Annotated in this window: 15 protein-coding genes; 13 read left to right on the top strand and 2 right to left on the bottom strand. The window is 48.7% G+C overall.

What is annotated here, in order from left to right:
* The first annotated feature begins 127 nt into the window (after nucleotides 1-127).
* From VNM22_09560 to VNM22_09500, 13 genes are all read left to right on the top strand, one after another.
* On the top strand, nucleotides 128-4,534 hold the full coding sequence (locus tag VNM22_09560) for a hypothetical protein (protein ID HWP47394.1): 4,407 nt from the start codon (nucleotides 128-130) through the stop codon (nucleotides 4,532-4,534).
* Between the two features lie 47 nt (nucleotides 4,535-4,581).
* Nucleotides 4,582-5,736: a hypothetical protein gene (locus VNM22_09555; GenBank protein HWP47393.1), complete on the top strand. Its 1,155-nt coding sequence runs from the start codon at nucleotides 4,582-4,584 to the stop codon at nucleotides 5,734-5,736.
* Nucleotides 5,736-6,548 carry a hypothetical protein gene (locus VNM22_09550; protein HWP47392.1) on the top strand — a complete coding sequence of 271 codons (813 nt, stop codon included), beginning with the start codon at nucleotides 5,736-5,738 and terminating at the stop codon, nucleotides 6,546-6,548. Before VNM22_09555 ends, VNM22_09550 begins: the two co-directional genes overlap by 1 nt.
* Before the next feature lie 18 nt (nucleotides 6,549-6,566).
* Nucleotides 6,567-6,830 (top strand): hypothetical protein, encoded by a 264-nt coding sequence (locus tag VNM22_09545; GenBank protein HWP47391.1) that lies wholly within the window; start codon nucleotides 6,567-6,569, stop codon nucleotides 6,828-6,830.
* A 224-nt stretch (nucleotides 6,831-7,054) separates the two neighbouring features.
* Complete coding sequence (locus VNM22_09540) at nucleotides 7,055-7,540, top strand: GPW/gp25 family protein (protein HWP47390.1); 486 nt, start codon at nucleotides 7,055-7,057, stop codon at nucleotides 7,538-7,540.
* Entirely contained in the window at nucleotides 7,540-9,390 is a 1,851-nt protein-coding gene (locus tag VNM22_09535; GenBank protein HWP47389.1) for a baseplate J/gp47 family protein, read from the top strand. Before VNM22_09540 ends, VNM22_09535 begins: the two co-directional genes overlap by 1 nt.
* Nucleotides 9,377-10,807, top strand: a complete 1,431-nt coding sequence (locus VNM22_09530; GenBank protein ID HWP47388.1) for a hypothetical protein — start codon at nucleotides 9,377-9,379, stop codon at nucleotides 10,805-10,807. The genes VNM22_09535 and VNM22_09530 overlap by 14 nt, the downstream gene beginning before the upstream one ends.
* A 27-nt stretch (nucleotides 10,808-10,834) precedes the next feature.
* Nucleotides 10,835-11,548 (top strand): hypothetical protein, encoded by a 714-nt coding sequence (locus tag VNM22_09525; protein ID HWP47387.1) that lies wholly within the window; start codon nucleotides 10,835-10,837, stop codon nucleotides 11,546-11,548.
* Between the two features lie 23 nt (nucleotides 11,549-11,571).
* Complete coding sequence (locus VNM22_09520; GenBank protein ID HWP47386.1) at nucleotides 11,572-12,429, top strand: hypothetical protein; 858 nt, start codon at nucleotides 11,572-11,574, stop codon at nucleotides 12,427-12,429.
* Nucleotides 12,430-12,435: 6 nt separating this feature from the next.
* Nucleotides 12,436-13,845 carry a hypothetical protein gene (locus VNM22_09515; protein HWP47385.1) on the top strand — a complete coding sequence of 470 codons (1,410 nt, stop codon included), beginning with the start codon at nucleotides 12,436-12,438 and terminating at the stop codon, nucleotides 13,843-13,845.
* Between the two features lie 119 nt (nucleotides 13,846-13,964).
* Entirely contained in the window at nucleotides 13,965-15,299 is a 1,335-nt protein-coding gene (locus VNM22_09510) for a hypothetical protein (GenBank protein ID HWP47384.1), read from the top strand.
* Between the two features lies 1 nt (nucleotide 15,300).
* Nucleotides 15,301-16,761, top strand: coding sequence for a carboxypeptidase-like regulatory domain-containing protein (locus VNM22_09505; protein ID HWP47383.1), 1,461 nt, complete (start codon nucleotides 15,301-15,303; stop codon nucleotides 16,759-16,761).
* Between the two features lie 547 nt (nucleotides 16,762-17,308).
* A complete protein-coding gene (locus VNM22_09500; protein HWP47382.1) occupies nucleotides 17,309-21,820 on the top strand; it encodes a PAS domain S-box protein in 4,512 nt (1,503 codons plus the stop codon).
* Between the two features lie 148 nt (nucleotides 21,821-21,968).
* On the opposite strand, the gene fsa is transcribed toward VNM22_09500, so the two are convergent.
* The gene (gene fsa, locus VNM22_09495) at nucleotides 21,969-22,619 is read right to left on the bottom strand and encodes a fructose-6-phosphate aldolase (protein HWP47381.1); all 651 of its coding nucleotides are present in this window, start codon (nucleotides 22,617-22,619) and stop codon (nucleotides 21,969-21,971) included.
* Nucleotides 22,620-22,716: 97 nt separating this feature from the next.
* Nucleotides 22,717-23,670, bottom strand: a complete 954-nt coding sequence (locus tag VNM22_09490; protein ID HWP47380.1) for a phosphoribulokinase — start codon at nucleotides 23,668-23,670, stop codon at nucleotides 22,717-22,719.
* Between the last annotated feature and the right edge of the window lie 36 nt (nucleotides 23,671-23,706).

Genomic DNA, 23,706 nt, shown 5'->3' with positions numbered 1-23,706 from the left:
AGAAATGGCATTAAGAGGCAAACTATATCAATGTCATCTCTGTAGCTACGCAGGTCCGCAGACCGAAGGAGTGAAGGCCTTCTGGGCCCAGGGTTTGACCCCTGTCGGGGACCGTAGGCTGGACTCCATGGAGACGGTAGAGCTGGTTGTGATGGTACAGGATAGCGAGCTATTACCGGATGCAAACACGCCAATTCGTTTCGATATCCTGGAGGAGGATTTCCTCCTGACCGGTGGCTCGGATGATCGGGTGGTCTCAATTCTCGGCTCAGGCGCTTCTCCTTCTGCTGAACCGTTTCCTCAGATCGAACACCGTATCAACCGGACATGGATACTGGGCCCAACAGACACCCTGGAGGATGCCGTTACACGCTTTGTCGAACAGAACCCAACAGATTATGCTGATTACTTATTGATTCTCAACGATCCCCTTGAAACCGATCTGTATTACCTCGTTACCTGGTGGAAAGCTGCGTATCTCGATGACGTAGCCGGCGATTCTGAATTCTACTTTATCGTGAATATGGGCAACACTTTCGAAGATCAGAGCCAGCCGGTACTGAACGTCCGGGAAAAGCAAGCCGCCTACGCGGCCCCCCCCGGTCTGCCCGATATGACTGGTGAGCAGGTGGAGGCTGTCAGGGGCGATACGGTAGAAGAAGACGATGCCCTGCCACCGCCCAAAGAGAACGCAGTCGATGAACCGCTGTTCAGGGAAGTAGCGGCGCAGATCGTGCGCGGTTCCGGCATATTGGACCTTATCTCCGAGACCGGCACTCAGGATATCTCCTCTACACCACCGGTACCGGTCATTCCATCGCCTGGAATTGGAGTAGCTCCCCCGGCGGATGATTCGGGACTGGTCTTTCCTCCCCTTGAGATCATCGCCGGGGAGGAACTAAGTGATTTGGAAACTCCACCGGAGGAGGCGGATCTTTATGGTACCGGTTGGCCATTCATTCATTGGGAGGATGAACCGAATCAGGATCAGGTGATTTCCGGAGCCAGCGGCCTTAGCGATCAGACGCTGATAATTCTACCTGACTGGAGCTGGATCGCAGGAGATCCAGAGGGAAGCAGATATGTTATCGCCTACCAATTGACGCGGGCCATTCAATGGGGTAAGGCACTTTTCGGCCCGCAATCATTCGCGGTTATCGAAAGCCCCCTTTACTCGTCGGGGCAGCGATTCAAACATGGCCCGCCACGGTATTATGTGATTCCAACCTGGCAGTATTACGTGACTCCACCTTTACCCGGAGCACAGAAGAAGCCGTTTTCTAGTGCTGAGTTAGAAGGGCAGCCGGCCGTTGATGCGACGGGAACCTTTCAATTCAAAGAGGTCAGAGTGCGGTACTGGCAATTACTTCTGACCGATAAGAAGACGGACCTGGCAGGCATCTTGCGGATTATCGGTACGGCTGATGATCTGTTCTTCTGGCCCAGGGTAGGATTTGTGGAAACCGAGCTATTCCGGCAGCTCCGCGAGGAAGGAATGGATCCATCCGGCGCGCTACCCATGGATCCGCAGCTCAAAGACCGAATCGTGGCAACGGTCTTCCCACCCATTGATACTGCCTTGGTAACCGATGAAGACCGTACGGAAGCTCTCCTGCTCGCTCTGGACCACAATGCCTTTGATCTCGTGGGTGCAGAGAAGCGGTTCAAGTATCTGGAGTTCCTGATCGAGCGCTTTGGCATTCTGGGTGACGAAAAACTGGATAAGGCCATCTTCGAGATTCTGAAGGCCGTGGAAAGTAAGGTGGAACTGGACAGAATTCGGGACAAGTTGGGCAAGGAGAAGATGGCCAAGCTGGTTCGCAACCTGGATTCCAACCTCTGGAGTTTGCTGACCATGCTGGGAAAGAAGTTAGCCAAGGAGCTGCCACCCCAGGAGTTCAACCTGGAATTCTTCCTGGAAATCCTACAACTCGGCACCCTCGGGACAGATTCGAAGGAGCCAAAGAAGATCCTGGGTGCGGTTTCACGGCTTAGTTGGGGGCCAACGGGCCTGCTCTTTACCCCTGACTATCTGGAGGATCTGAGACAGGGCGCGCTCAGTCTGGTTCGATTTGTCCCCAATGCCATCAAGGACCTGTTCCATCTCATCACGAACCCACAGCAACTCATCGACGCGGTCGGACAGCTCATGAAGCTGGCGATTACCATCGATCTGGCCCGTATCCCTCTACCGGACAAGAAGGAGGGCGAACCGGCCTGGCTGACGCGGGCCCGTGCCGAGCGGGATAAGGCACGGCAAACGCTCAAGGGGTTGTTTGAGGGGTTGCGTGAAGGATTCCGGGATGGTTACCGGGCTGCAAAGGAGCTCGGTGTCACCGAAGACGTACTACGGCGTGTGAAGTGGACCATCCTTTGGGAGGTTCTTTCTCTATTCATCGGTGTTGGAGAGATTAAAGCGGCTTTCAATCTGGCACGTATTGGCATCGAAGCGGCTTCGATTGCAGTTCTTGCCGAAAAGTTGACCCTGACCGAACGAGGGGTGGAGTTTTTCCGCGTCTTTAGTCGTGTCCTTAGCCGGGAGAGCCGCTTGATCGCTGCCGAAGAAGAGGCTGCTCGTGCCCTATCCCACCTGCCTGTAGAGGATCTGCGGGCCACAGAGTCTGCACTGACTAAGGCTGAGGCCGAAGGGGCACAGACGTTCGAGCAACTACTGGCAAAAGACGCAGGCGCAGCGAAAACATTGGTCAGAGCACGACAGGAGGTTGAGGCGATGGCCGTTTTGATCCGCAAGGGTGGAGGTGCGGCCACCGAAGCAATCGAGAAGGCTTTTGCCCGGTTGCGCTCCTCAGCACGTCTTTCCGAGCGAGAGTTGCTGACCGTCATGGAAGCACTCCCCGAGGGTGAAGGAACACGGTTCGCAGAGGCTGTGAAGGCACTGTCAGAAGAGGCCCTGACCGGCGCAAAAGCCTACACCACATCTGAGTTCTTCAAGCAACTGGCATCCCGTCCTGAATGGACAAAGGCCATTGTTAAAAATGAAAAGGCGTTCGGTGCGATCTATCGCCATGCAGGTGGTGACGTGGCAAAGGTGGATACCATGTTAGCCGCCCTGGACGACCTGGGGCGTGAATTAAAGTACGAGGCAAAAGCCATAGAGGCTGTGATCCGCGACGTAGAGAACGGTGAAGCCACTGTACTCAAGCGCCTCGCGGAGGGGCCAAAGACCCCCAAACCCCAGATCAAGCCGCCCGCAGAGCCACCCCGGAAGGCCCCGCCCTCCGGGGGCGAAATTCCCCCTTCACCACCACCTACCACGAAAGCTCCTCCAGACCCTCCGCCCGGGGTGAATGAACAGGTCTATGACCTGTTCAATCGGGATGTTGCCTTCTATCAACAGAAATTCGACACACCGATGCGTGAAGCCGTAGATGCTGCGGTGAAAGCCGAGCGTGGGACCTTCCGCAGTGTGGTTACTGAGCTGGCCGAGGATGCCTACGCCAAGCGTAAAGCACGGTTTCTGGAACGATTGGCAAACGAGGGTGCGACCGAGGCGGAGTTGAAAAATGTAGAGAAGGCCTTGGATGCCCTTAATGACGAGTTCAAATTGCGTGCAACGCAGGCCGCGGAGCGTATAGCTCCCGATGATATTGCCAAACGCATGAGCGGCCTGAAGAAGTATCAGGACGCCGCACGGATTCGCCGCCGTGAGATTGAGCAGCGTATCAAGGAGTACAGCAAGCGTGCCCGCAGCCGCTTCTCCACACCGGAGGAGAAAGCACGAGCAGCCGATCGTGTCAGGGCATTGAAGAACGAGCTGGAGGAATTGAAGGCCTGGATCCAGGATAGTGCAGCTCGCCGCAAGGAGCTGGAAGATCTCGCAAAAACCATCCAGGATAGCCTGTTCCTGAAGGATCGGCTCGTCAATGGTGGCGAGAATATGCTATACAGGCTTTGGGTCGACATGAAGTTCCGCCCCAGGGGTCGTCCCCCGGTGAAATCACCGTTCGAGAGATATGTCAGCCGCCGTATGGGGGAATTTCGCGGTCTGTCCGGTGAGATGGACCTGGCCTTTCAATTAGGGCCGGAGTTTGACCTGCTGAAGGCACCGGACCGCTTTGTAACCCGTAAAGGTATCGATCTCATCGCGTTGCGACGGTCCGATAAGATGCTTGGGATCCTGGATAATAAATCGTTTGTTCGGAAACTGCTCAAGGATGTCTCCGCTCTGACACGAAACCTCGTCACCAACCTGCGTGAAGATGTTCGTGAATTCCGGTTACTCGCCAAACGATTCGCCGATGTACCCCCGGATTTCATCGAGGCGGCTGATCGGATGGAGCGCGCCGCTAACGATATCGAGAAAGTTCTGGCCCGCGTTCCACCCGGCCAACCGATGCCCATCGAAGCGCAGAAGGAAATTGCCGCTATCCTGGAGAAGAACAACATACGACTCCTGGTGACAAACGTGGGAGGCCAGACGGAGGCCCTTGCACCGGAACTGGGGAAGTACATCCAGTTCTGGGACGTGCAGAAGCCCGGTGTGCTGCCACCGGTGCCTCCTCTGCCACCATGATCCGGTCTGTAAGCTTAGACTGAAACTCGAAACGCACGGAGAAAGCCATGTATAAAGTTCATTACAAACTTTCTATCGGGGATTGGATGGTAAATTCACAGGACGATCTGCGTACCGAATTCATTACGCTGGAACTCAACCATTCGACGAATTTACCTGCTGATACCTGTCGCATCTCAATCTATGCACCGCCAGCGCCACAACCTGGTTTATTAGAACAGGCAGTAAGCGCAGCCGCCAGCGCTCTCGGCTTTGGCAATGAGGAGAAGGAAGAATCCTTCTCTATACAGGTACGTGGCAAAGCAATCAAACAGGGTGATCGGCTCACCGTCGAGTTAACCGCCGGTGACCGCTCCGGTAAAGTCATGACGGCCGATGTGCAATCCATTGAATCGTCTTTTGGTCAAACAAAAATCGTGGGTACAACCGGTAAACAGAAATTGGCCAGTACCCGTATCAACCAGGTCTATGAAAATCAAACCCTGCGCCAGATCGTTGAAAACCTCTCCCGCCAGGCTGAAGTAGAAACCGGTGAAATCGAAACGGGTAGCTCTTATCCCTACTTCATAGCTCACGAATCGAAGAACCTTCTGAAACATATTTGCGAACTGGCCATGCGCGATGGACTGGATGCCTACTTTGATACAGATAATAAACTGACCCTGAAAAAGTTTAACAAGTCGAACCCCGATCACACGTTCTACTTCGGTATTGATATCCTCGACCTCCGGATCTCCCATTACCCGGTGGCCGGTGATCCTATTCTGGTCTATGGAGAGAGTCCGGCCAGTCAGCAAGGAGCAGATACCTGGCATTGGATTGCAAAGGATTTATCGCCTTTTCAAAGTGAAGTCGGTCAGGGCAAAAGGACATTGAGCCTTCAAGACGGAACCATCAGAACAAAAGATGCAGCAGATCGTCTGGCTACTTCTAAGTTCGGTGCTATTAAAGATTATTCTACCTGGGGACAGATGAAAATTCTCGGAAACCCCAAGGTGAAGTTAGCCGATGCCATCGAAATCAAAAATGCCCAGAAGCCAGAATTGAACGGACTTTTCAAGGTTATTTCTGTAGGTCACGTTTTCAATAAACAACAGGGTTACCTGACTTTCATCGGCTTTACAGGACAGGGTGGGGCCGAAAAGGCCGGCAATCTTCTGAACCAGTTAGCCGGAAAGCTGGCAGGAGCTTTAGGATTATAATGAGCGATTTGATCAGTTTAATACAGGCTATTGTTCGTGACCAATTACGAGGTTTCAAAACGGCAGAATGGGGGATCGTGACCCGGGTTTATTCCCATGAAAGTGCTTCGGATAAAAATAACTATCAATGCGACGTTCGATTGCGGGATTCCGGTCTGGAACTGAAACGGGTACCGGTCAGTACTCAAAGAATAGGGGCTGTTGCCATTCCCAACAAGGAGGATCTGGTCTTAGTTCAGTTTTTATACGGGGATATTCATACAGCCGTTATCACGGGGCGTATTTACAACGATAAAGACCATCCTCCCGAGGCGAAACCCCATGAGTTCGTTTATATTTGCCCTGACCCGGCTGAATCAGGAATTCGCCGAACATACCTGGAATTTCCCAAAGGTAACAAAATCTTACTCGATGACGATAAGCTCCAACTGGAAATGGGAAAAACCAAACTCACGGTGAACCATAACGGGGATATCATCCTGGATTCTAACAACCAAAATATCCTGTTAACCGATCAGAACGGTAACAATCTGATAGAGATTAAGGTACAGCAGGGGCAGATTAAAGTCCAGGGGAAGATAAAGGTCGTAGTCGAGGCACCTCAAATCGAGTTGGTGGAAAATGCTATGCATCCCCTGGTATTTGGCGATCAGTTATTGCAGTACCTGAATCAACTGGTACAGCTCTATCAAACCCACGTACACCCGGGAGAACTGGCCCTGGGGGTCTTTCCGGTGACGCCGGCCCCCCCCGTACCGCCTCTTCCACCGGCAACCCCTGCCCTGTTGTCTACACAGGTTAAAACAGGTTGACAGATCAAGGAGATCAAGATGGCACTGGAAGCTACCCATATGACGGAAGCTATAGAAGCAGCCTTTAAGAATGAATGGCAGGTGGTTAAAGGAACCCCGCTACCCGCTGCCGGCTCAGAGGATCGGCGATTGTTATTCGCCGCTATAGCACGCGGGATTTTGGAGTATTTGAAGGATCACGAAGAGGACATACTCAAGAGTATCACCGTCAAGGATCCGTCTGATACTGCTATAACTTATACCGTCGAAAAAATGGATCTCAATTTTAGTAAAGCTACCTAATTCGTAACTTAGTACTGTCAATAATTACTACGCCTGTTAAAGGGACCGTATGAGGTAGCGCGAAATACTCGTTCGTGAATTGTTGGGGCGAGCTATCATTTCGCACAACTCTCTTATAAAGTTAGTTTTGGGTAATTCTCGGCCCCCCTCCCCGGACGCGGAGACTGGGGGACACGGAGAATCTTGTCCCCGCGTCCGGAGAGGGGTGGGGGCAGAAAAGTACCATGGCCGATGAAATTTTTTTGGGTCAAGATTTCGATTTGGGTTTTATAGCCGATGAAGAAGGTCGGGTGTTTGCCGGTCCCTATTCACGGGTAGACCTGCAGGCAAAACTTCGTGAGGAGGTTGCTCCCCGTACAATGGACCTGAGGATGGTCAACGGAAAGGCGAATCTGATCCAGAGCTTGATTCTTCGGCTCAAAACAGAACGGGGTGAACTGGCCGGGTTAGGTCATCCCAATTACGGCTCACGGCATCATGAGCTGATAGGGGAACCAAACACAGAAGGTAACCGAAATTTGATTAAACTTTACGTGTTGGAATGCTTAAAGCAGGAGCCGAGGCTTGAAGCGATTCAAAGGATCGATGTGAGACCGAGCCAGGGGCGTGAGAATCGGGATAAGGTGGATATTTATATCACCGTCCAAATGAAGGGGTTTCCAGATCCCTTGAGTCTGGTGATTCCCTTTTTATTTGAAGGACCTCTGTAATGACTTTTGTTGCGCAACCCTACGAACAATTTGTAGATGACCTGTTGACCGCTCTTACAGGTGGTATGGTGCGGGAGGAACATCAGTTCATTGGAACCGAAGAGCCTTACGGCCTGGCTTCTCCTGGTGTCATACCGGCCAGCATCAAGGTATTTGGACAACGCCATGAGGCCTTTGCCCTCTTTGAAAGGGGTATTGATTATATTTACAACCAGGACCAGGAAGCCCTCATCTGGAAGTCCGATGGAAAATTACCTGATGATCATAGCTTTTTCTATGTTAATTACTATCTTGAAGAAGGTCAAAGAAGACTGACGGATCGAAATCCAGGTAGTGTGACCACCACGCTGGCCGAAGCTTTTGCGCGGGAATTTGCCGTTTTGCATAAACAAATGGAGTTGATTTATCGGTCGCCCTTCGTGGATCTGGCCACGGGTATTTCCCTGGATCATGTGGCTGCCTTACTCGGTTTAACCCGTAAAGATGCCAAGTTTGCCGGCGGTGAAGTTCTTTTTAAACGAAGTACTCCGGCACCGGGTGACATTACCATTCCGGCAGGTACTCTGGTTTCCACCGATCTGGGTTTGAATTTTGAAACCACCGATAAGCGTACGTTGCGCAAAGACCAGCTCTCAGTAATTGTACCGATCCGGGCCCAGGTAGAAGGTCCAACTGGCCGAGTCGAAGCAGGTACGATTAAAAACATCAATCGGCCGATCTTTGGAATCGAATCGGTTATTAATGAAGAAGCCACTTTTTTTGCCGCAGCTAAAGAAACCGATGAAGAATTCCGAAGACGTATCAAAGGAACTCTGGAACGGGCCGGAAAAGCAACCCTGGATGCCATTAAGTATCATCTTATTGAGGAATTACCTGAAATTACAGAAAGTAATATCCAGATACTAGAACGACCCGAAGTACCGGGTTTTGTAGAAGTCAAGCTGGGATTAGGATCCATAGAAGATGCAGACCTGGTGAGACGGGTCGAAGAGGCCATTTTCAACTCCAGAGCCGCCGGGGTACGCGTGGTGCATAACTTACCGACCCGCACGAAATCTGAAAGTACCCAACGGGCTGAAGCCGGGCAAAAACCCATTCCACGAGAAGAAGTAACTGCTCATTTTAAGGAAAAAGGAGATCCCCGAGCCGCGATTCATCTACCCCAGGAAACCCTCCGTCAAATGCCGGAAGGGCTTCTCCCCCTACAGGTTGAGGTTCTCCTGAGATTAGCAGAACGAAACCTTTCAGTGGCTCAAAAAGAAAGCATTGAGGATGCCGTTCGTGCGCAGGTGGTGGATTACATAGAAACCCTTCCTATGGGTGCTGATCTGATCTATAACAAGCTCCTGGGTCGGATTGTCCAATCTGAGGAGGTACTGGATGCTGTGTTGCTGGTTGGTGCAGCATCCGGTAAGGAGTTTTATAAATCTAATCTTGCAACCGACGGCCGCAAAGCAAAAACCGAGGTTTACCATGTCTTTGTAGGGTTGATGGATGAAACGGTATTCATCGAAGTGTTGGTACAACTGGAATCCAGGCGCCGGGATCAGCGGGCCGAGGTAACTCAATCGCTTCGTACGGCTATAACCGATGCCATCAATCGAGTGCTCGTAGCAGCCCGGGGCAAATTGCTGAAAACAGATATAAAAACGGAAATCAGCGCCGCCCTTGAAACCGTTGCACCCCACCTGCAGCTTATCGCCAGCAATGCCGTTGTATTAAATGCCGAGTATGAGGAAACCGGACGATTGCTCAATAACACCGAAGAAGTCTCTTTAGAAGAATACCAGGTTCCCGAATTACGAGAACCAAACATAAAAATATGGGGGGTATTAGATGGCCAGGTCTGATCGTATTCTGAGTTTTTTTCCGGCATTCTATAGAGCCACCGATCGCACAAAGTTGCTTTATGAAGTAGTACGGTGGTTAGCCCAACCTTTGGAAGAAGCTGATACCCAGCTTTTTCGTATCCAGCGGGCCCATCGTATAAAGGTGGCTGAACAGGCAGAGGATATCATCCGGCTTGCCGCCACCTTGAATCTTACCGCGTTTCATTTCGAGGATATCTTGACTGATAGAACTCTAGAGTACAGTCAAAAATTAGATTTGATGCGGGAACGGGTACAGCGAATTGCCAGGGTCCACCTGACAGGCCTGGGAACACCCGGGGCGGTGATGGAGAGTGTGGCCATCTTCTTGAACGCAACCCTGATCCCTGAGCGTCCAGGTGATCCGCTTATTAAGCATATCGATAAAGAGTTGTACTCCCACAAAGCGATAATTGAGTTCTCCCACCTCCCTGAAAAACCCCGGGAACGAATCTATCTGTATGAAAATCCATTTTGCCGCAAGAAAGTAGAACCGGTTGAACGCTGGCCCTTGAACACGTGGGCCATTGAAAATAAAAATGTTGAAGTTTCCCCAATAAAACTGGTTCTCCAGGGGATCGGCGATCGTACCGTTTTGCCCAGTGTCTTCTGTCCTACCACAGAAGAAGGAATCTTATTTAACGGCATCATTCCCCATGGGAAAACCCTGGTCATCGATGAATCCCAGGGAGCTCTGCTGGATAATCGATCGGTGGATCAATGGCTTGTTTACTTTAAGGGAGGAAATTTTAACTTTGGCCGATGGAACGGCGTAGATTTTGTTCAGGAGCAGGTTGATTCTGTAGATCCCTTTGATGGCAATCTTGAAAACCTAGTCTCAGGTCCTTTCCAAAACAAAAAACCTCCCCTTACCATGCCTTTAGGTCGATCAGAATGGTATTTCAAAGTAGCCGAAGGGACCTACGATGGGAGTCCTTACGATTTTTCGGTGTACGTAACAAATCCAGAACCCATCGGAATTTATGATGAAGATTTCCATTTTGATGCCTGTGTTTTCGACTTTCCCGCAAGTGGTATCCTGGGTATGGCCTGGGATGAGCGAATTCCCTGTTCCTTTAAGCTGATATTACCGGCACATATTCCCCGGAAGCAAAGTCAAACCTCCACGTCTACCCAGGATACGATTCAAATGGTAGGTCAAACGTCCCGTTTGATATGGCCGGCAATGAATCCTGTGAGCCGTATAGGAAGTATTTTACCTCGCTTTAAAGCAGCAGGGATTCGTGCCTTTGTAGATACGGCCAGGGATACCTGGATTTTAGGAGAGAGTATTCTTCGCGATCCGACTATAACGGAAGGTGAAGGAGTAGAAATCCATGCTACCCGATTACAGAACCAAAAAGCCGATGCGTTTGTACCGTTAGATACAACGTCCTAATCGTCATTAAATCCTGGAGGTCATTCCATGCCCGATGAAAAATTTAAGATTGGCATCGAAAAATTAAAAACCGTCCAATCGGTAAGTACCGGCGTAACTTTTTTGAAGCCCGGCCCAGGCGAAGCACCCTTGAAATCCCCGACTGAAACCCCTGTAGGGGCTACATCCCCTTACCCTCCTTCCCCCTCTCCCGGCTTAGGAGAGAAGGAGCGAGGGGGTGAGGGAATGGAACCTCTGGCACCCCTACCGGGGGCGCCCGGAAGTAATCCTTTTCAAGACCTCCCGTTCCCATCCCCGGGAGATCGAATTAAAGCCGATGATTTCAAGAAGTTATCCCAAAGTCTTAAAATCCTTTATGATATGTTTTTGCTTTCCAGTACCCTTTTTGGTCGCAGTTTTGAGGAGGCCAGATTGGCATTAATCTCTCAGCAGTATGGGATCTACAAAGTCTTAACCGTCTTCGGCACGGAGATAGAAAACCCTCATGACACGGCGTTGGATAACCGCAAGGTCCTTCAGGTTATGCCGGTGATACCGGGAGAGCGAAGGGTTATCATCATCTTGACCGAAGCGGTTGAAACCCGTCGTTTTGCCCCCAATCTATTAGGATTAACCTACCGGGAAGCTTCAGAAAGATTACGCGCGATCCTGGGAGATATTACCTTTCCGATGACTCCTATGAATACTTCCCAACTGATCGGGCTTTCTCTGGTCGAAGCTAAACAGGTACTTTCAAAATAAAAAAAGTAGAAAGGAGTTATAAAATGGCCATTAGTGCGAATCTTAATAGTTTTAAGAATTCAAAAGGGGAAGGAAGGTTAGGGAGCCAGCCTGCTACAGCCATGACCCTGTCTTCTCCAAAATCGTTTGAAACGACCCGGGTAATTCCACAACCGACCCAACCTTTGACCGGGGTAACTGCCGGGAGTCCGGTAACTACAGCTTTTATTCCAGAACTCTTAACCCAACCTGCTAAAGAAGCTCTCTCTTCAACTCAACCTTTGGCAACGGCGGTTGCTACAAAATTACCCGCGGCAACCTTTGTCAGGCCGGATATTCTGTTACCGTTTCTGCCGCCACTTCTCTTACCCAAGACAACAACCCAATTGGCCCGAGGGGCCATTGAACATCTTAACATGGCAAACCCGGCCACTGTGATGGAGGCCATTAATACGATTATAAACAAAAATATGGCGGCGGGTGGTCTGATGAATTATTTGGAACGTAAGGTTAAAGTCGGAGAAGTCCTCAATGAGCTGGCCAAAGACTGGACCGACACGACTAAACAAGATTTCGCCGAAGCGTTTAACATGGATCGTAACAAATTGGAGGTGATGGATCATATCGTTTCCATTGCCATCTTAAATGATCCAGAACTGGAGGAGGAGGTACGTATAGAAAATATGCCCCATACCACCGACAAAGACCTCCTGGAAAATCGCCGTATTGTCTGGCAGTATCCACCTCCCGGGACCCCGCTGGAACCCCCTTATTTGATTCTTGTGGCCGTGGAACATCAGGATGTCGTAAAGGCAGAGGAAGTCCTCCAATCCATTTTGGGAGAACTGGTCAGCTATCAGGGATATAAGATTCCCAAAACTGCCGCACAAAGGTTAAGATGAGAGGTTATGGAATTTAAACCTCCCCATTTAATAAATGTAGGGATTAAAGGTGAACGGGGCCTGGCCTTTCAGGAAGCGTATCTCTTTCGCCCCGATAAGCTTTCTGTTGAAGCCATCCTGGGTTTAGAGAAGGATTTTGTTCCCTTAAAACCCGGAGAAGAAACCGAAGTTCTCGTTCCGCTATCGGATTTGCCTGTCAATGCCAATGTTAAAAAAATCGGTGCCACCCTTCAAGTCACCGAAGATACCTCTCCGGTAAGACCAGAACAAACAACCGTGGGTGTAAAAAAGGATGAAGGCCAAAAGGAGACTTATCGGTTGGAAATCGACATGCCTACACGTCCCAGAAATGTTTCACTGAGATTGGATCAGGGAGAAGTATTCTGGACCTTCGCAGGTGGACTGGTCAACGATCAATACACCCTGCCTGATTTTGCAAAACAAGTCAATGCCTATCTAGATAAAATACAACCTGAGAACGGTCAGGTTATCCTTCGGTTCCTTATCAAATCGGATACCCCTGGGAAGGTCAAAATCAATATTAACAGGGCCGGTCTGGATTATTCCCTGTTACAGACCCAAACCTGGAAGAATCCCTTAGATGACACCATTCGATTTGACCGAAACCTGCCCTTGAGTTATGGAATGAGTGAGAAAATCCTTCTAGATCCCATATCCGATCCCATGGGTCACAGAATCAGAAAGATAGAGATGGACATCGGTGGTGAATTCGGTTCGGAAAGGCTACTTGGAAACGTTGAGAATCATGATGGGAAAGAGTTTGCCACGGTAAGTGGAGACTATTCCGTGGCCCAACGATTTATGTTGGAAACCTCTATGCAGGGAGTAGGAGTGACCGGGCTTTTTCAAATGAACGCCGGGGCAGAATTGTACGTCGCTATTCAAAACGACACAAATGGATTTCCTTCCCTAGAAGCCCCCTTAGCAAAGTCGAAACAGACCCTGGTCCCTACCGGAAAGAATGGAGACCCGGAATGGATTTTCACCGGCTTTCAAGCCCCTGTGGACTTAAAAGCCCAAACCCCCTATTGGATAGTCATCAAAGGAATCCAGGGGAAGGTTCGACTGGCCCTTCAAACCCAGACGGGTTATCTTCAGCAAATCCTTGTTAATCGGGGCGGACGTCTCTGGAAACCCCTACGGGGTCTGTCTGATCCAGCCTGTACGGCATTGCTCCGATTGGTTTATCTCCCTGGAATCGACAACCAAACAGCAGCGATCGAAATCGGTATTGAAGGGACCCAGAGGTGGCAACGGATTGATCCTAAACCCGGAGCACAAACCATTTCTTTTGATATCGAAACCTATAACCTCCAACAAGTGGACCTTAAGGTTAAATCCCATGCCCGGGGAACCTTAAGCCTTGCCAATATAATTCAAGAATATCACCGTTAGGGCAAAGCCGGGAATTTTATTGGAAATGAATGAGTTTCTTACGAGAGGTCAAAGTCTAAGGTCGCTTTATCTTCTATCTTCATAGGATATGGTGACCCAAAGGGTTATGAAAGTTTATTATGAAACCAAGACAAATTCGGGTTTTTGACGGTTTGCGGATTACAACGGAACATATGGACCATCTACAGGGGTCTTTCCACTCGGCTCTCCAGGATATCCGGGAAATTTTGGGACTTGGAAAAGTTTACTACGGTTTTAAGGTCCTACCCAGGGATGCCCATACCATTACCGTTCAACCGGGACTGGCTTTTGATTTCCAGAGGAATCGCATCGTTTGTGACGAACCCAAGGATGTGGAAGTGGTTTTCAAGCCCCAAGAAGATTCTCAGTATGTCTGTATCAAATATGATCAGGTTGAAGGAGGTCAGGTTGAAGGACAATTTACCCTGATATGGGATAATTGCTCGGTCCTGTTACGTGCAACCTTGCCGGAATCCAGAGAAAATTTAATTCCCATCGCCAGACTGATCAAACCAATGGAGGGAGAAGAAACTTTTCGAATCCTCAGTCTTCTTCCTACGGAGCAGACCGAAGTCTCAAAAGAAGTGCCGAATGGGGAAACTGAATCCCGGGACCGGGAGATTACAAAGGAATCAGAGAAGGATAAGAGTTTTGAAGAACCGGAAACACCTTTAAAAGAAAAAGATTCTTCGGCATCCGCAACAGAAGGTGTTATGGTCCGGGAAGGGATAGAAAATTCCCTCTCCGAAAAGCCACCCTCTGGGCGAATACCGTGGAGATTACGGGTTCGACAGGGTATTGAACGCTTAGGTGCGGATTCCGAAGTAAGTACAATCCTTTTAGAGCCGCTTAAAAAGAAATTGAACGGTGAAGACCGTTTCCAGAGCCCGGAGTTGCTTTTTACTTTAATTGAAAAAGAAGTCCTGTTAGATTTCCCCATCTCCAGCCTCTCCTGTCAAACTCTTATTTCCGCTAACTACAGGTCCCTGGAAGATCACGCTTTGCCGGAAGTCCGTCCAACCGAAGCGAGAACTCCGTCGGAGGTAAAGTTAGAACTTCAGTCTACCGCCCAGGGAGAAGTCACTTTTATCGATTCAGAGGTTACCCAGTTTGGTCTTTCAAAGATCCAGTATTACCCGAGTTCTAGATGGGAGAGCATAGGGGGGAGACTTTCCCTGTTAACGGAACTCGGGGTTGCTTCTTTACCTTTGGGTTTTCTTCTAACAAAATCGGAAAACGAGAGTTTACAATTTCTTATCCGAATAGACAAGGGAGAAAAGCCTGGATTCAAAATTGCCTGTAAGTTGTTGTGGAAAGGGGGAGTTACGGAGGAGATGATCCAAAAACTTGAAACTCAAAAACTTAATTTTACCTGGGAGACACTCCTGGCGTGGAAGGCGTTAGGGGAGTTACCCGAAAAGGAGGGTATGTAAAATGCCAGGTTCGATTTCAGGTCAAGTCCTAGATACAAGCGGTAAAGGGATTGAGAAGGCTAAGGTAAGCGCAAAGGATGTTGCAGGAGCTGCATCCGCCGAGGTATTGACAGATGTCAACGGTAAGTATGCTATTCCCAACCTAGCTCCTGGAAAATATACGGTTAACGTTCAGGCCGCAGGATTTAAAAGTCCTGGAGGGATGGAAGTTGAGGTAAAGGAGGGGCAGGATACTCCTCGGATCAACTTCAAACTGGAAGCAGCTCCGGTTGCACAGACCGGTTCAATAGCAGGTCACGTAACCAATGAAAAGGGTATGCCCGTGGCACAGGCTGTGGTAGAGGTCGTAGATGCCCAAGAGCAGATTATCGGATCAACAAAAACGGAAGCAAATGGGGATTATATCCTTGTGAATCTCCCGGCAGGGATTTATACGGTGCGTATCCAGGGCAATCAATATCTAGCAGCTCGAAACGTAGCCGTTATCTCAGGAATCAAGACCGACGGAATTGATTTCTCCTTGAATGTTGTCAAAGACTTCCTGGACCGGTTAGATGATGCCAGATTCAGTATTGAATCCCCCATCAGTATTGAAGAAGCAAACCAGGCGGTAAGTCTGTTCTCCGTGGTGAATCTTTTGCTGGCCGGAATGAGTCAGCGTAGGGTAGGTAATGAAGATAAAACCGATGTATTAGGGGTTTTAAACCTGTATTACGGATTACAAGAAGGATCGCTGGAACAAAGACTCCCTGTTGCAGATCCACGAATCTTGTGGAGTAAAGTAGAAGTAGAGCTTAAAGATCTGGCAAAGGATCTAGATCAGCTTCAATCTGACGTTGATTTTTTAAATCGAGAGGCCAAGAGGCAATTTAATCTGGGTACCAGCAACAATGTTCTTGGAAATGTCCAATTCCCGGGGTTATTTAAGCGATACGTCGAGATCGGGACAGATCCCTTACTATCCATTGATATCCGGAAGGAAGAACAGAACGGATTTTTTGATAAAACAAAGATAGCCCAGGCCGATGATTTGTTGAAAGAACTTAAGGCCCTACTTCTTCAAATTGTTAGATCACTAAGCAAATACGGCACAGCGGCTACCAAACGGGTAAATGAAGACTGGGCTGCCTTTGAAGCCCGGGCATTAGAGGTCTTGATTACGGTTGCCCGGGAGAGGGTATCCAAAGATGAAGATGACAAAAACCCCTGGGCTGTATTGGCCATACTTACCCAAAGGAATCGAGAAACGCAGGTAGCTCCTTATGTGGTATTGGGTCGACATGGAGGCAAGTTGCTCCGATATGCCATGGATATTTATCTTGAAACCCAGGATCAGTTGGATAATTTTGATCGAAATCACCTGCGGGATCTCTTTCAACGACCGGGTCAAGTGTTCTGGACAGACCGTATAAGAAGAGAAGCAGACGTTATCAAAAGATATCCTCTGTCAAATTGGGGATAAGGAGAGTTTCCCCTTACCTCCTATCCTTCCTGGGAGGTTCCTTGGACTCCTTTGAGAAGTATCTGTATCGGTTTAGTAGGGGAGCCTTTTTCTATTTAAACGTCCCCTAACCCTCCGCAGGCTTAAAAGGGTATTTTTGGAGGTAGAGAATTTACAGATCCCTTCTCCCGTTCGCCCTGAGTTTTCCAAGGACGACTCTCGGCCTCCGACCGGGAATTTGCCCCTAGACCAGGCTCAGGACGAACGGTCCAAAATCAAAAGACGGAAAAAGGTAAGGCCATTTCCTGAGGTGGTGAAAATGGCAAGGACCAAACCTTACGGCCCATTTATTTTTGAAAGCAAAAGCGTGGGAAACCATCCTTCTATCTTACCTCAGAGTAAAGAAAAAACCCTTCCCCAATAATTTTATTTTGACATTTTGAGACTCTACGGACATGATATTAAAAAATTTAAAGGCTGGGCAGTTTCTCTTTATAACCTCCTTGTTTTAGATCATATTTTCATTCTGTGAGAGACCGCCCTTTAAGGAAGGAAGGGGGTGAAAAAGATGCAAGACGAGGATAAAACCAGGGAACAACTCATAAGCGAATTAAGGGAACTGCGTCAACGGATCAAAGAACTGGAGGCAGCGGAAACCCATCGTACACGAGTTGAGGAGAAGCTACGCCAGCAGAATGCACATCTAACCGTGCTCCATGAAACGGCCCTGGCGTTAATGAATCGGTTAGAGTTAACGGATTTACTCGAAACTATTGTTACACGGGCTGGGGTGCTGGTAGGTACTTCACACGGATATATTTTCCTGGTTGAACCTGGAGAAGCTGAAATGGTAGGAAAAGTAGGGGTAGGAGCTTGTAGCGAATTTATCGTTTCTCGTTTGAAGCCCGGGGAAGGATTAGCCGGGAAGGTCTGGCAAACCGGGCAGCCTTTGGGGGTGGAAGATTATTGTACCTGGTCAGGTCGTCTTCCAGACTCCCGTTTGGACATTTTCCATGCAGCGGTAGCCGTACCCCTTAAATCCGGGTCGAAGGTTCGGGGTGTGATCGGTCTGACCCATCTTGAAAAGGGTCGAAAATTTGAAGATAACGAGATTACGGTATTGTGTTGGCTTGCCCAACTGGCTTCCATTGCTTTAGATAATGTGCACTTATATACCTTGGCCCAAATGGAGTTAGCCGAACGCAAGCAGACTGAGGAGATACTCCACGAAATGAATACGGTCCTTGAAAATGCCGTGGAAGGAATTTCCCGACTGGATACCCAGGGGCGCTATGTAAGTGTCAATAAAGCCTATGCCAGCATTACCGGCTATCAACCTGAAGAAATGATCGGTCTGGAGTGGCGAAAAACGGTACATCCTGATGACCTTGAAAAAATGTTCGATGCCCACAAAATCATGTTGAAAGAAGGTAAGGTGAAGGTTGAAGCCAAAGGTTTACGTAAAGATGGTTCTGTTTTTTATAAAGAACTTACCCTGATCAGCAACATGGATCGGAATGGACAGTTTAAGGGTCATTATTGCTTTATGAAGGACATCACCCAACGTAAGCATGTCGAGGAGGCATTAAGAAAAGCCTATGACGAGTTGGAACTTCGGGTTGAAGAGCGAACTGCCGAGCTTTCAAGAGCCAATGCCATCCTGAAGGAACAGATTGCCGAACGTAAAAGGGCTGAGGAGAAGTTACGCCAGCAGAATGAATACTTAACAGCCCTTCACGAGACCACCCTGGCGTTAATGAATCGGCTGGAGTTAAACGATTTACTTGAGTCTATTATCGCGCGAGCAGCAGCCTTAATAGGTACACCCCAAGGATTTATTGCTCTGGCCAGGCCTGGAGAGGATAAAATAACGATCCAGGTCAGTGTGGGGGTTGATCACAGCAAGTTCCTGGGTTATCAACTAAAGCCGGGGGAAGGTGTGATTGGAAAAGTTTGGCAAACCGGTCAACCTTTAGCCGTTAATGATTACCGTAACTGGCCGGATCGTCTATCCGAGCCTAAATTCAATATTTTCCGCGCCGCTCTTGGAGTACCTCTCAAATCCGGCTCACAAGTGGTAGGGGTAATCGGTTTGGGTCATCTGGAAGAGGGGCGGCAATTTGGGGAGGACGAAATTACCTTATTAGGTCGGTTTGCCGAGCTGGCTTCCATTGCCCTGGATAATGCCCGACTTTATACGGCCGTTCAACAAGAACTGGCCGAGCGCAAGCGTGTAGAGGAGACGTTAAGAAAGCAACAGGAAGAACAACAGATTATATTCGATTCGGTACCTGCGATGATTTGGTATAAGGATAAAGAAAATCGAATCTTACGGATCAATAAACCGGCTGCCGAATCCACAGGCTTACCTGTAAAGGAGATAGAAGGAAAGTCTGCCTATGAACTCTACCCGGAGGAAGCCACTCAATATTATAAAGACGATTTAGAAGTGCTAAATTCTGGAAGACCGAAATTCGGAATCATCGAGCAACTGCAAACCGCCTCTGGAGAGAAGCGATGGCTTCAAACCGATAAAATTCCCTACCGGGATGAAAAAGGCGATATCGTCGGTGTCATTGTTTTTGCCAGGGATATCACGGAACGTAAGCAGGTAGAAGAGAAACTCCGCCAGCAGAATGAATATTTGACGGCGCTCCACGAAACGACTCTGGCATTGATGAATCGTCTGGAATTGGATGATTTACTCCAGGCCATTGTTGTACGGGCCGGGGCCTTGGTTGGTACTTCCCACGGATTTATCCGTTTGATCGAGCCGGGAGAGACCGAGACGGTGGGAAAGGTAGGAATAGGAGCTTTTAGCCCGTTCATCGGACAGCGACGGAAATCCGATGAAGGATTAGGCGGGAAAGTTCTCCAAACCGGCCAGATAGTGATGGTTGAGGACTATCAAACCTGGCCCCATCGCTTGCCGGATCCCCGTCTTGATGTTTTCCATGCCATGGTGGGAATACCCCTTAAATCTGGCTCCCAGGTTATAGGGGTCATAGGGCTTGCCTATCTGGAAGAGGGCCGGAAATTCGGAGATAATGAAATTATGATCTTGAGCCGATTCGCTGAGTTAGCTTCCATTGCCGTGGATAATGCTCGATTATATGCAGCCGTGCAGCAGGAATTGATGGAACGCAAGCGAGCTGAAGAGGCCCTCGGTCAAAGTGAAGAGCGCTATCGTGCAGTAGTTGAACAAATCACAGAGGGGATCGTGCTCTGTGACGTTCAAACTAAACGCGTTTTGGAATCTAATGCCGCCTTTCAAAATTTGTTGGGATATACCGCTGCGGAAATGCTTGACCTTACCCTTTATGATTTTATTGCGCACGACCGGGAAAGCATTGATCGTAATATCCAGCATATTTTGGCTGAAAAACACTATTTCGCCGGAGAGCGGCTTTACCGTCGTAAGGATGGATCCCTGGTATATGTAGAGTCCAGTGCCGATCTTATCTCCTATAATAAAAGGGAAGTTTTATGCGTGGTGGTTCGGGATATTACCCAGCGCAAAAAGACCGAAGAAGTCCTGGCTGCAGAAAAAGAGCGTCTGACCGTAACCCTACGTTCCATTGGAGATGGCGTCATTACCACCGATACGGAAGGGAAAATAGTTTTACTCAATCAAGTTGCAGAAGCGCTTACCGGCTGGACCCAAGAAGAAGCTTTAGGCAAGCCTCTGGATGAAGTCTTCCACATCGTCTATGAAAGGACCCGGGAACGCTGTGAGAATATCGTGGCGAAGGTGCTAAAAACAAATGGGATTGTTGGGCTTGCCAGTCATACCGCTCTTATCACCCGGGGAGGAATGGAAAGAGTTATTTCCAGTAGTGGGGCTCCGATCCGGGGTAAAGATGGTAAGATTATTGGCGTAGTGCTGGTCTTTCGGGATATTACCGAACGACGAAAATTGGAAGGAGAACTCCTCAAGACACAAAAATTGGAATCGATCGGGATCCTTGCCGGAGGGATCGCCCATGATTTTAATAACATTCTAACGGCCATTTTGTTGAATATTTCCCTGGCCAAGATGGAAACAAAACCGGAGAGTGACCTGTTTAGAAGATTGATCGAAGCAGAAAAAGCTTCCTTACGGGCGAAAGACCTGACCCAGCAATTACTGACCTTTTCCAAAGGTGGGGCACCCATTAAGAAAACGGCTTCTATCGTAGAATTGATAAAGGACTCGGCTAACTTTGCTTTAAGAGGATCTAATGTCCGATGTGAATTTTCCATAACAGAAGACCTCTGGCCCGTCGAGGTTGATGAAGGTCAGATGAGCCAGGTTATCCATAACCTGGTCCTCAACGCTCAACAAGCCATGCCAGGAGGCGGAACGATTCAGATACGGGCGGAAAATAAGATCATCGATTCAGAAAGGGGTAAAGACCTTCCCCTTCCAGTCGGAAGGTATATCAAGTTATCCATAATAGATAAGGGGATAGGTATTCCTGAGGAACACCTGCCTAAAATTTTTGATCCCTACTTTACAACCAAACCCAAAGGAAGTGGATTGGGACTTGCAACTACCTATTCCATTATCAAAAAACATGCAGGTTATATCGGGGTAGAATCTAAAGTAGGTGTAGGAACTACCTTTTATATTTACCTCCCGGCATCTAAAAAAGAAACCCTGACCCAGGAAGATCAGATTAAACAAGACCTAAAGGATCAAATAAAAGTAAGCAAAGGAAGGGTTCTCATTATGGATGATGAAGAGATGATCCGAGAAGCAGTCGGCCAAATGTTAAAACAGATGGGTTATGAGGTAGAAGCCGCCAGAGATGGCGTTGAAGCCATAGAGCTTTATCGGCGTGCTAAGGACTCCGACCGACCCTTTCATGTGGTAATTCTGGATCTGACAATACCGGGGGGCATGGGAGGTAAGGAAACCATGAAAAGATTAACCGATTTGGATCCCGGGATTAAAGCCATTGTATCCAGCGGATATTCCAACGATCCCGTCATGTCCGAATACCAACACTATGGGTTTAGAGGAGTTATCACTAAACCCTATCAAATCGAGGAATTGAGTAAAATGTTGCAGAACCTAATCCTGGAAACAAACCCATAAACTTGGGTTAAATTCTATAGAGGGGCACGGCGTTGCGTACCCCTACTTTTAGTGGGGAGTGCAAGTGTAAGATCTGTAATCTCTTCTGTAAACCCAAAACCCCCTTGCTTGACCAGATATTCAATTGATTCCTGCTTTTTAAATTCCTCTAGGAAGTTAACGATTTCCAGTCGGCCAGAAACCGCTCTAACCCTATGTCTGTTAGAGGATGTTTCAGGGCCTGCATAAGGATTTTATAAGGTACCGTAGCAATATGGGCTCCGGCCCTGGCAGCTTCCACCAGGTGGATGGGATGGCGGATGCTGGCAGCAATAATCCGGGCCTGGATAGAGTGACGATTCCAGACTTCCCGGATTTCTCGAATCACCCTCATCCCATCATGGGAGATATCATCCATCCGACCAATGAAAGAGCTGACATAGGTTGCACCGGCTCGGGCAGCAAGTAGCGCCTGATTGGTGGAAAAAATCAACGTCATATTGGTTTTAATCCCATCCTGGGAGAGAATTTTAACTGCTTTAAGGCCCTCGGGAATCATGGGGATCTTAATAACTACCTGGGAAGACCATTTGGCCATGGCATAAGCTTCCCGAAGCATCCCGGTTGCTTCGGTGGACACTACCTCAGCACTGATAGGTCCCGGGATGATCTCGGCAATCTCTTTAATGCGGGTCTCAAAATTCACTCCTTTGCCTTCTTTGGCTACCAGGGTGGGATTGGTAGTAATTCCCGAGATAATTCCCAGGGCAGCAACTTCCTGGATTTCTTTTAAGTTTGCGGTGTCCAGATAAATTTCCATCTTCAACCCCCCTTGAATCCTTCATTGTCCCTGGTTAATGGCCGGAGAGGATGGCTCAAAAACAACGGACAAGGAAGTGTAAGGAATTAACCGATTATTAAGAATTGACTTCTACCAGCTCTTTGGGAATCCATTTTTTGGACCTGTCCAAAGCTACTTCATCAAAATCGGGAATCTGGGACAGAATCAACCAGCTAACCAGTAACTGACACATTTGCAACCCTGTCTTCTCCTCTCCCTGAGTCCACCAGTCTGATTCATGGGGATGATCCAGAAGGACGGTTCCGTTGATGATCTGTTCCTGGATCATCTGGACTCCTCTCCCCTCTACCTGTTCAGAGACTTCCAGAACCAGGGGATCCACATCGTTATGTACCTCGATTCCTTTTATCTCATTACAAAGCCAGGCCAGGTTCTGAGCAGAACCTCCCTGCACGGTTCGTTTTTGAATCACCATGGCATTGGTGACCGGTCTCTGTTCCAGAAGGGACATGGCCGGATAAAATCGAATAACTAAATCGGCATAGCTTTTTTGAGGCTTCACAAACCGTTCAAAATCCCGTTTTCGAGCCTGAACTTCTGCATTAAGTTGATGGGCTGTGTATCCTCGTTTCGCCGTATCCCGGTCCATTTTCCATTTCAACTTCAGTTCTTCATGGGGGTCCAAAAAGACCTTGAAATCGAATAAGGATCGCATCTCTTCCTCCATGAAAGGAAGCAACCCCGTCATCACAACTACACATTTAGGTATCACCTCCTTAGGTGGACCAAAAGTTCCATTACGATGATTATAGGTAGGCCGCTGAATGGATTCACCTTGTTTGAGTTTCTTGGCATGTTCTGCAATAAGGCGCATGTGATTACAACGGGGATCTAAAGGGGTCACTCCCTTTTTCCTTCGCTCCAGCCGATCCATAGAATGGTAATTATCTAAACTAATGGTGGTGACATTTTCACTTCCCAGAATTTGTTGAATTCCATCTCCGAAAGTGGCCTTGCCAGAGGCACTGTCCCCAGCAATTCCCACCATGATAATACGCCTGCCTTCCATAGGATTCACCCCCCTTAAAAAGGTTGTTAGGAATTC

It is taken from the genome of Candidatus Limnocylindrales bacterium (assembly GCA_035559535.1).
In the GTDB taxonomy this organism is placed as follows: Bacteria; Moduliflexota; Moduliflexia; order Moduliflexales; family JAUQPW01; genus JAUQPW01.
The sequence above is the reverse complement of the archived record's forward strand: the minus strand, read 5'-3'. Positions and strand labels throughout refer to the sequence as shown.

What these genes read in the sequence shown, in the direction of transcription:
- VNM22_09560 (HWP47394.1), top strand. Translation starts at nt 128, where the DNA reads ATGGAGACGGTAGAGCTGGTTGTGATGGTACAGGATAGCGAGCTATTA.
- VNM22_09555 (HWP47393.1), top strand. Translation starts at nt 4,582, where the DNA reads ATGTATAAAGTTCATTACAAACTTTCTATCGGGGATTGGATGGTAAAT.
- VNM22_09550 (HWP47392.1), top strand. Translation starts at nt 5,736, where the DNA reads ATGAGCGATTTGATCAGTTTAATACAGGCTATTGTTCGTGACCAATTA.
- VNM22_09545 (HWP47391.1), top strand. Translation starts at nt 6,567, where the DNA reads ATGGCACTGGAAGCTACCCATATGACGGAAGCTATAGAAGCAGCCTTT.
- VNM22_09540 (HWP47390.1), top strand. Translation starts at nt 7,055, where the DNA reads ATGGCCGATGAAATTTTTTTGGGTCAAGATTTCGATTTGGGTTTTATA.
- VNM22_09535 (HWP47389.1), top strand. Translation starts at nt 7,540, where the DNA reads ATGACTTTTGTTGCGCAACCCTACGAACAATTTGTAGATGACCTGTTG.
- VNM22_09530 (HWP47388.1), top strand. Translation starts at nt 9,377, where the DNA reads ATGGCCAGGTCTGATCGTATTCTGAGTTTTTTTCCGGCATTCTATAGA.
- VNM22_09525 (HWP47387.1), top strand. Translation starts at nt 10,835, where the DNA reads ATGCCCGATGAAAAATTTAAGATTGGCATCGAAAAATTAAAAACCGTC.
- VNM22_09520 (HWP47386.1), top strand. Translation starts at nt 11,572, where the DNA reads ATGGCCATTAGTGCGAATCTTAATAGTTTTAAGAATTCAAAAGGGGAA.
- VNM22_09515 (HWP47385.1), top strand. Translation starts at nt 12,436, where the DNA reads ATGGAATTTAAACCTCCCCATTTAATAAATGTAGGGATTAAAGGTGAA.
- VNM22_09510 (HWP47384.1), top strand. Translation starts at nt 13,965, where the DNA reads ATGAAACCAAGACAAATTCGGGTTTTTGACGGTTTGCGGATTACAACG.
- VNM22_09505 (HWP47383.1), top strand. Translation starts at nt 15,301, where the DNA reads ATGCCAGGTTCGATTTCAGGTCAAGTCCTAGATACAAGCGGTAAAGGG.
- VNM22_09500 (HWP47382.1), top strand. Translation starts at nt 17,309, where the DNA reads ATGCAAGACGAGGATAAAACCAGGGAACAACTCATAAGCGAATTAAGG.
- fsa (HWP47381.1), bottom strand. Translation starts at nt 22,619, where the DNA reads ATGGAAATTTATCTGGACACCGCAAACTTAAAAGAAATCCAGGAAGTT.
- VNM22_09490 (HWP47380.1), bottom strand. Translation starts at nt 23,670, where the DNA reads ATGGAAGGCAGGCGTATTATCATGGTGGGAATTGCTGGGGACAGTGCC.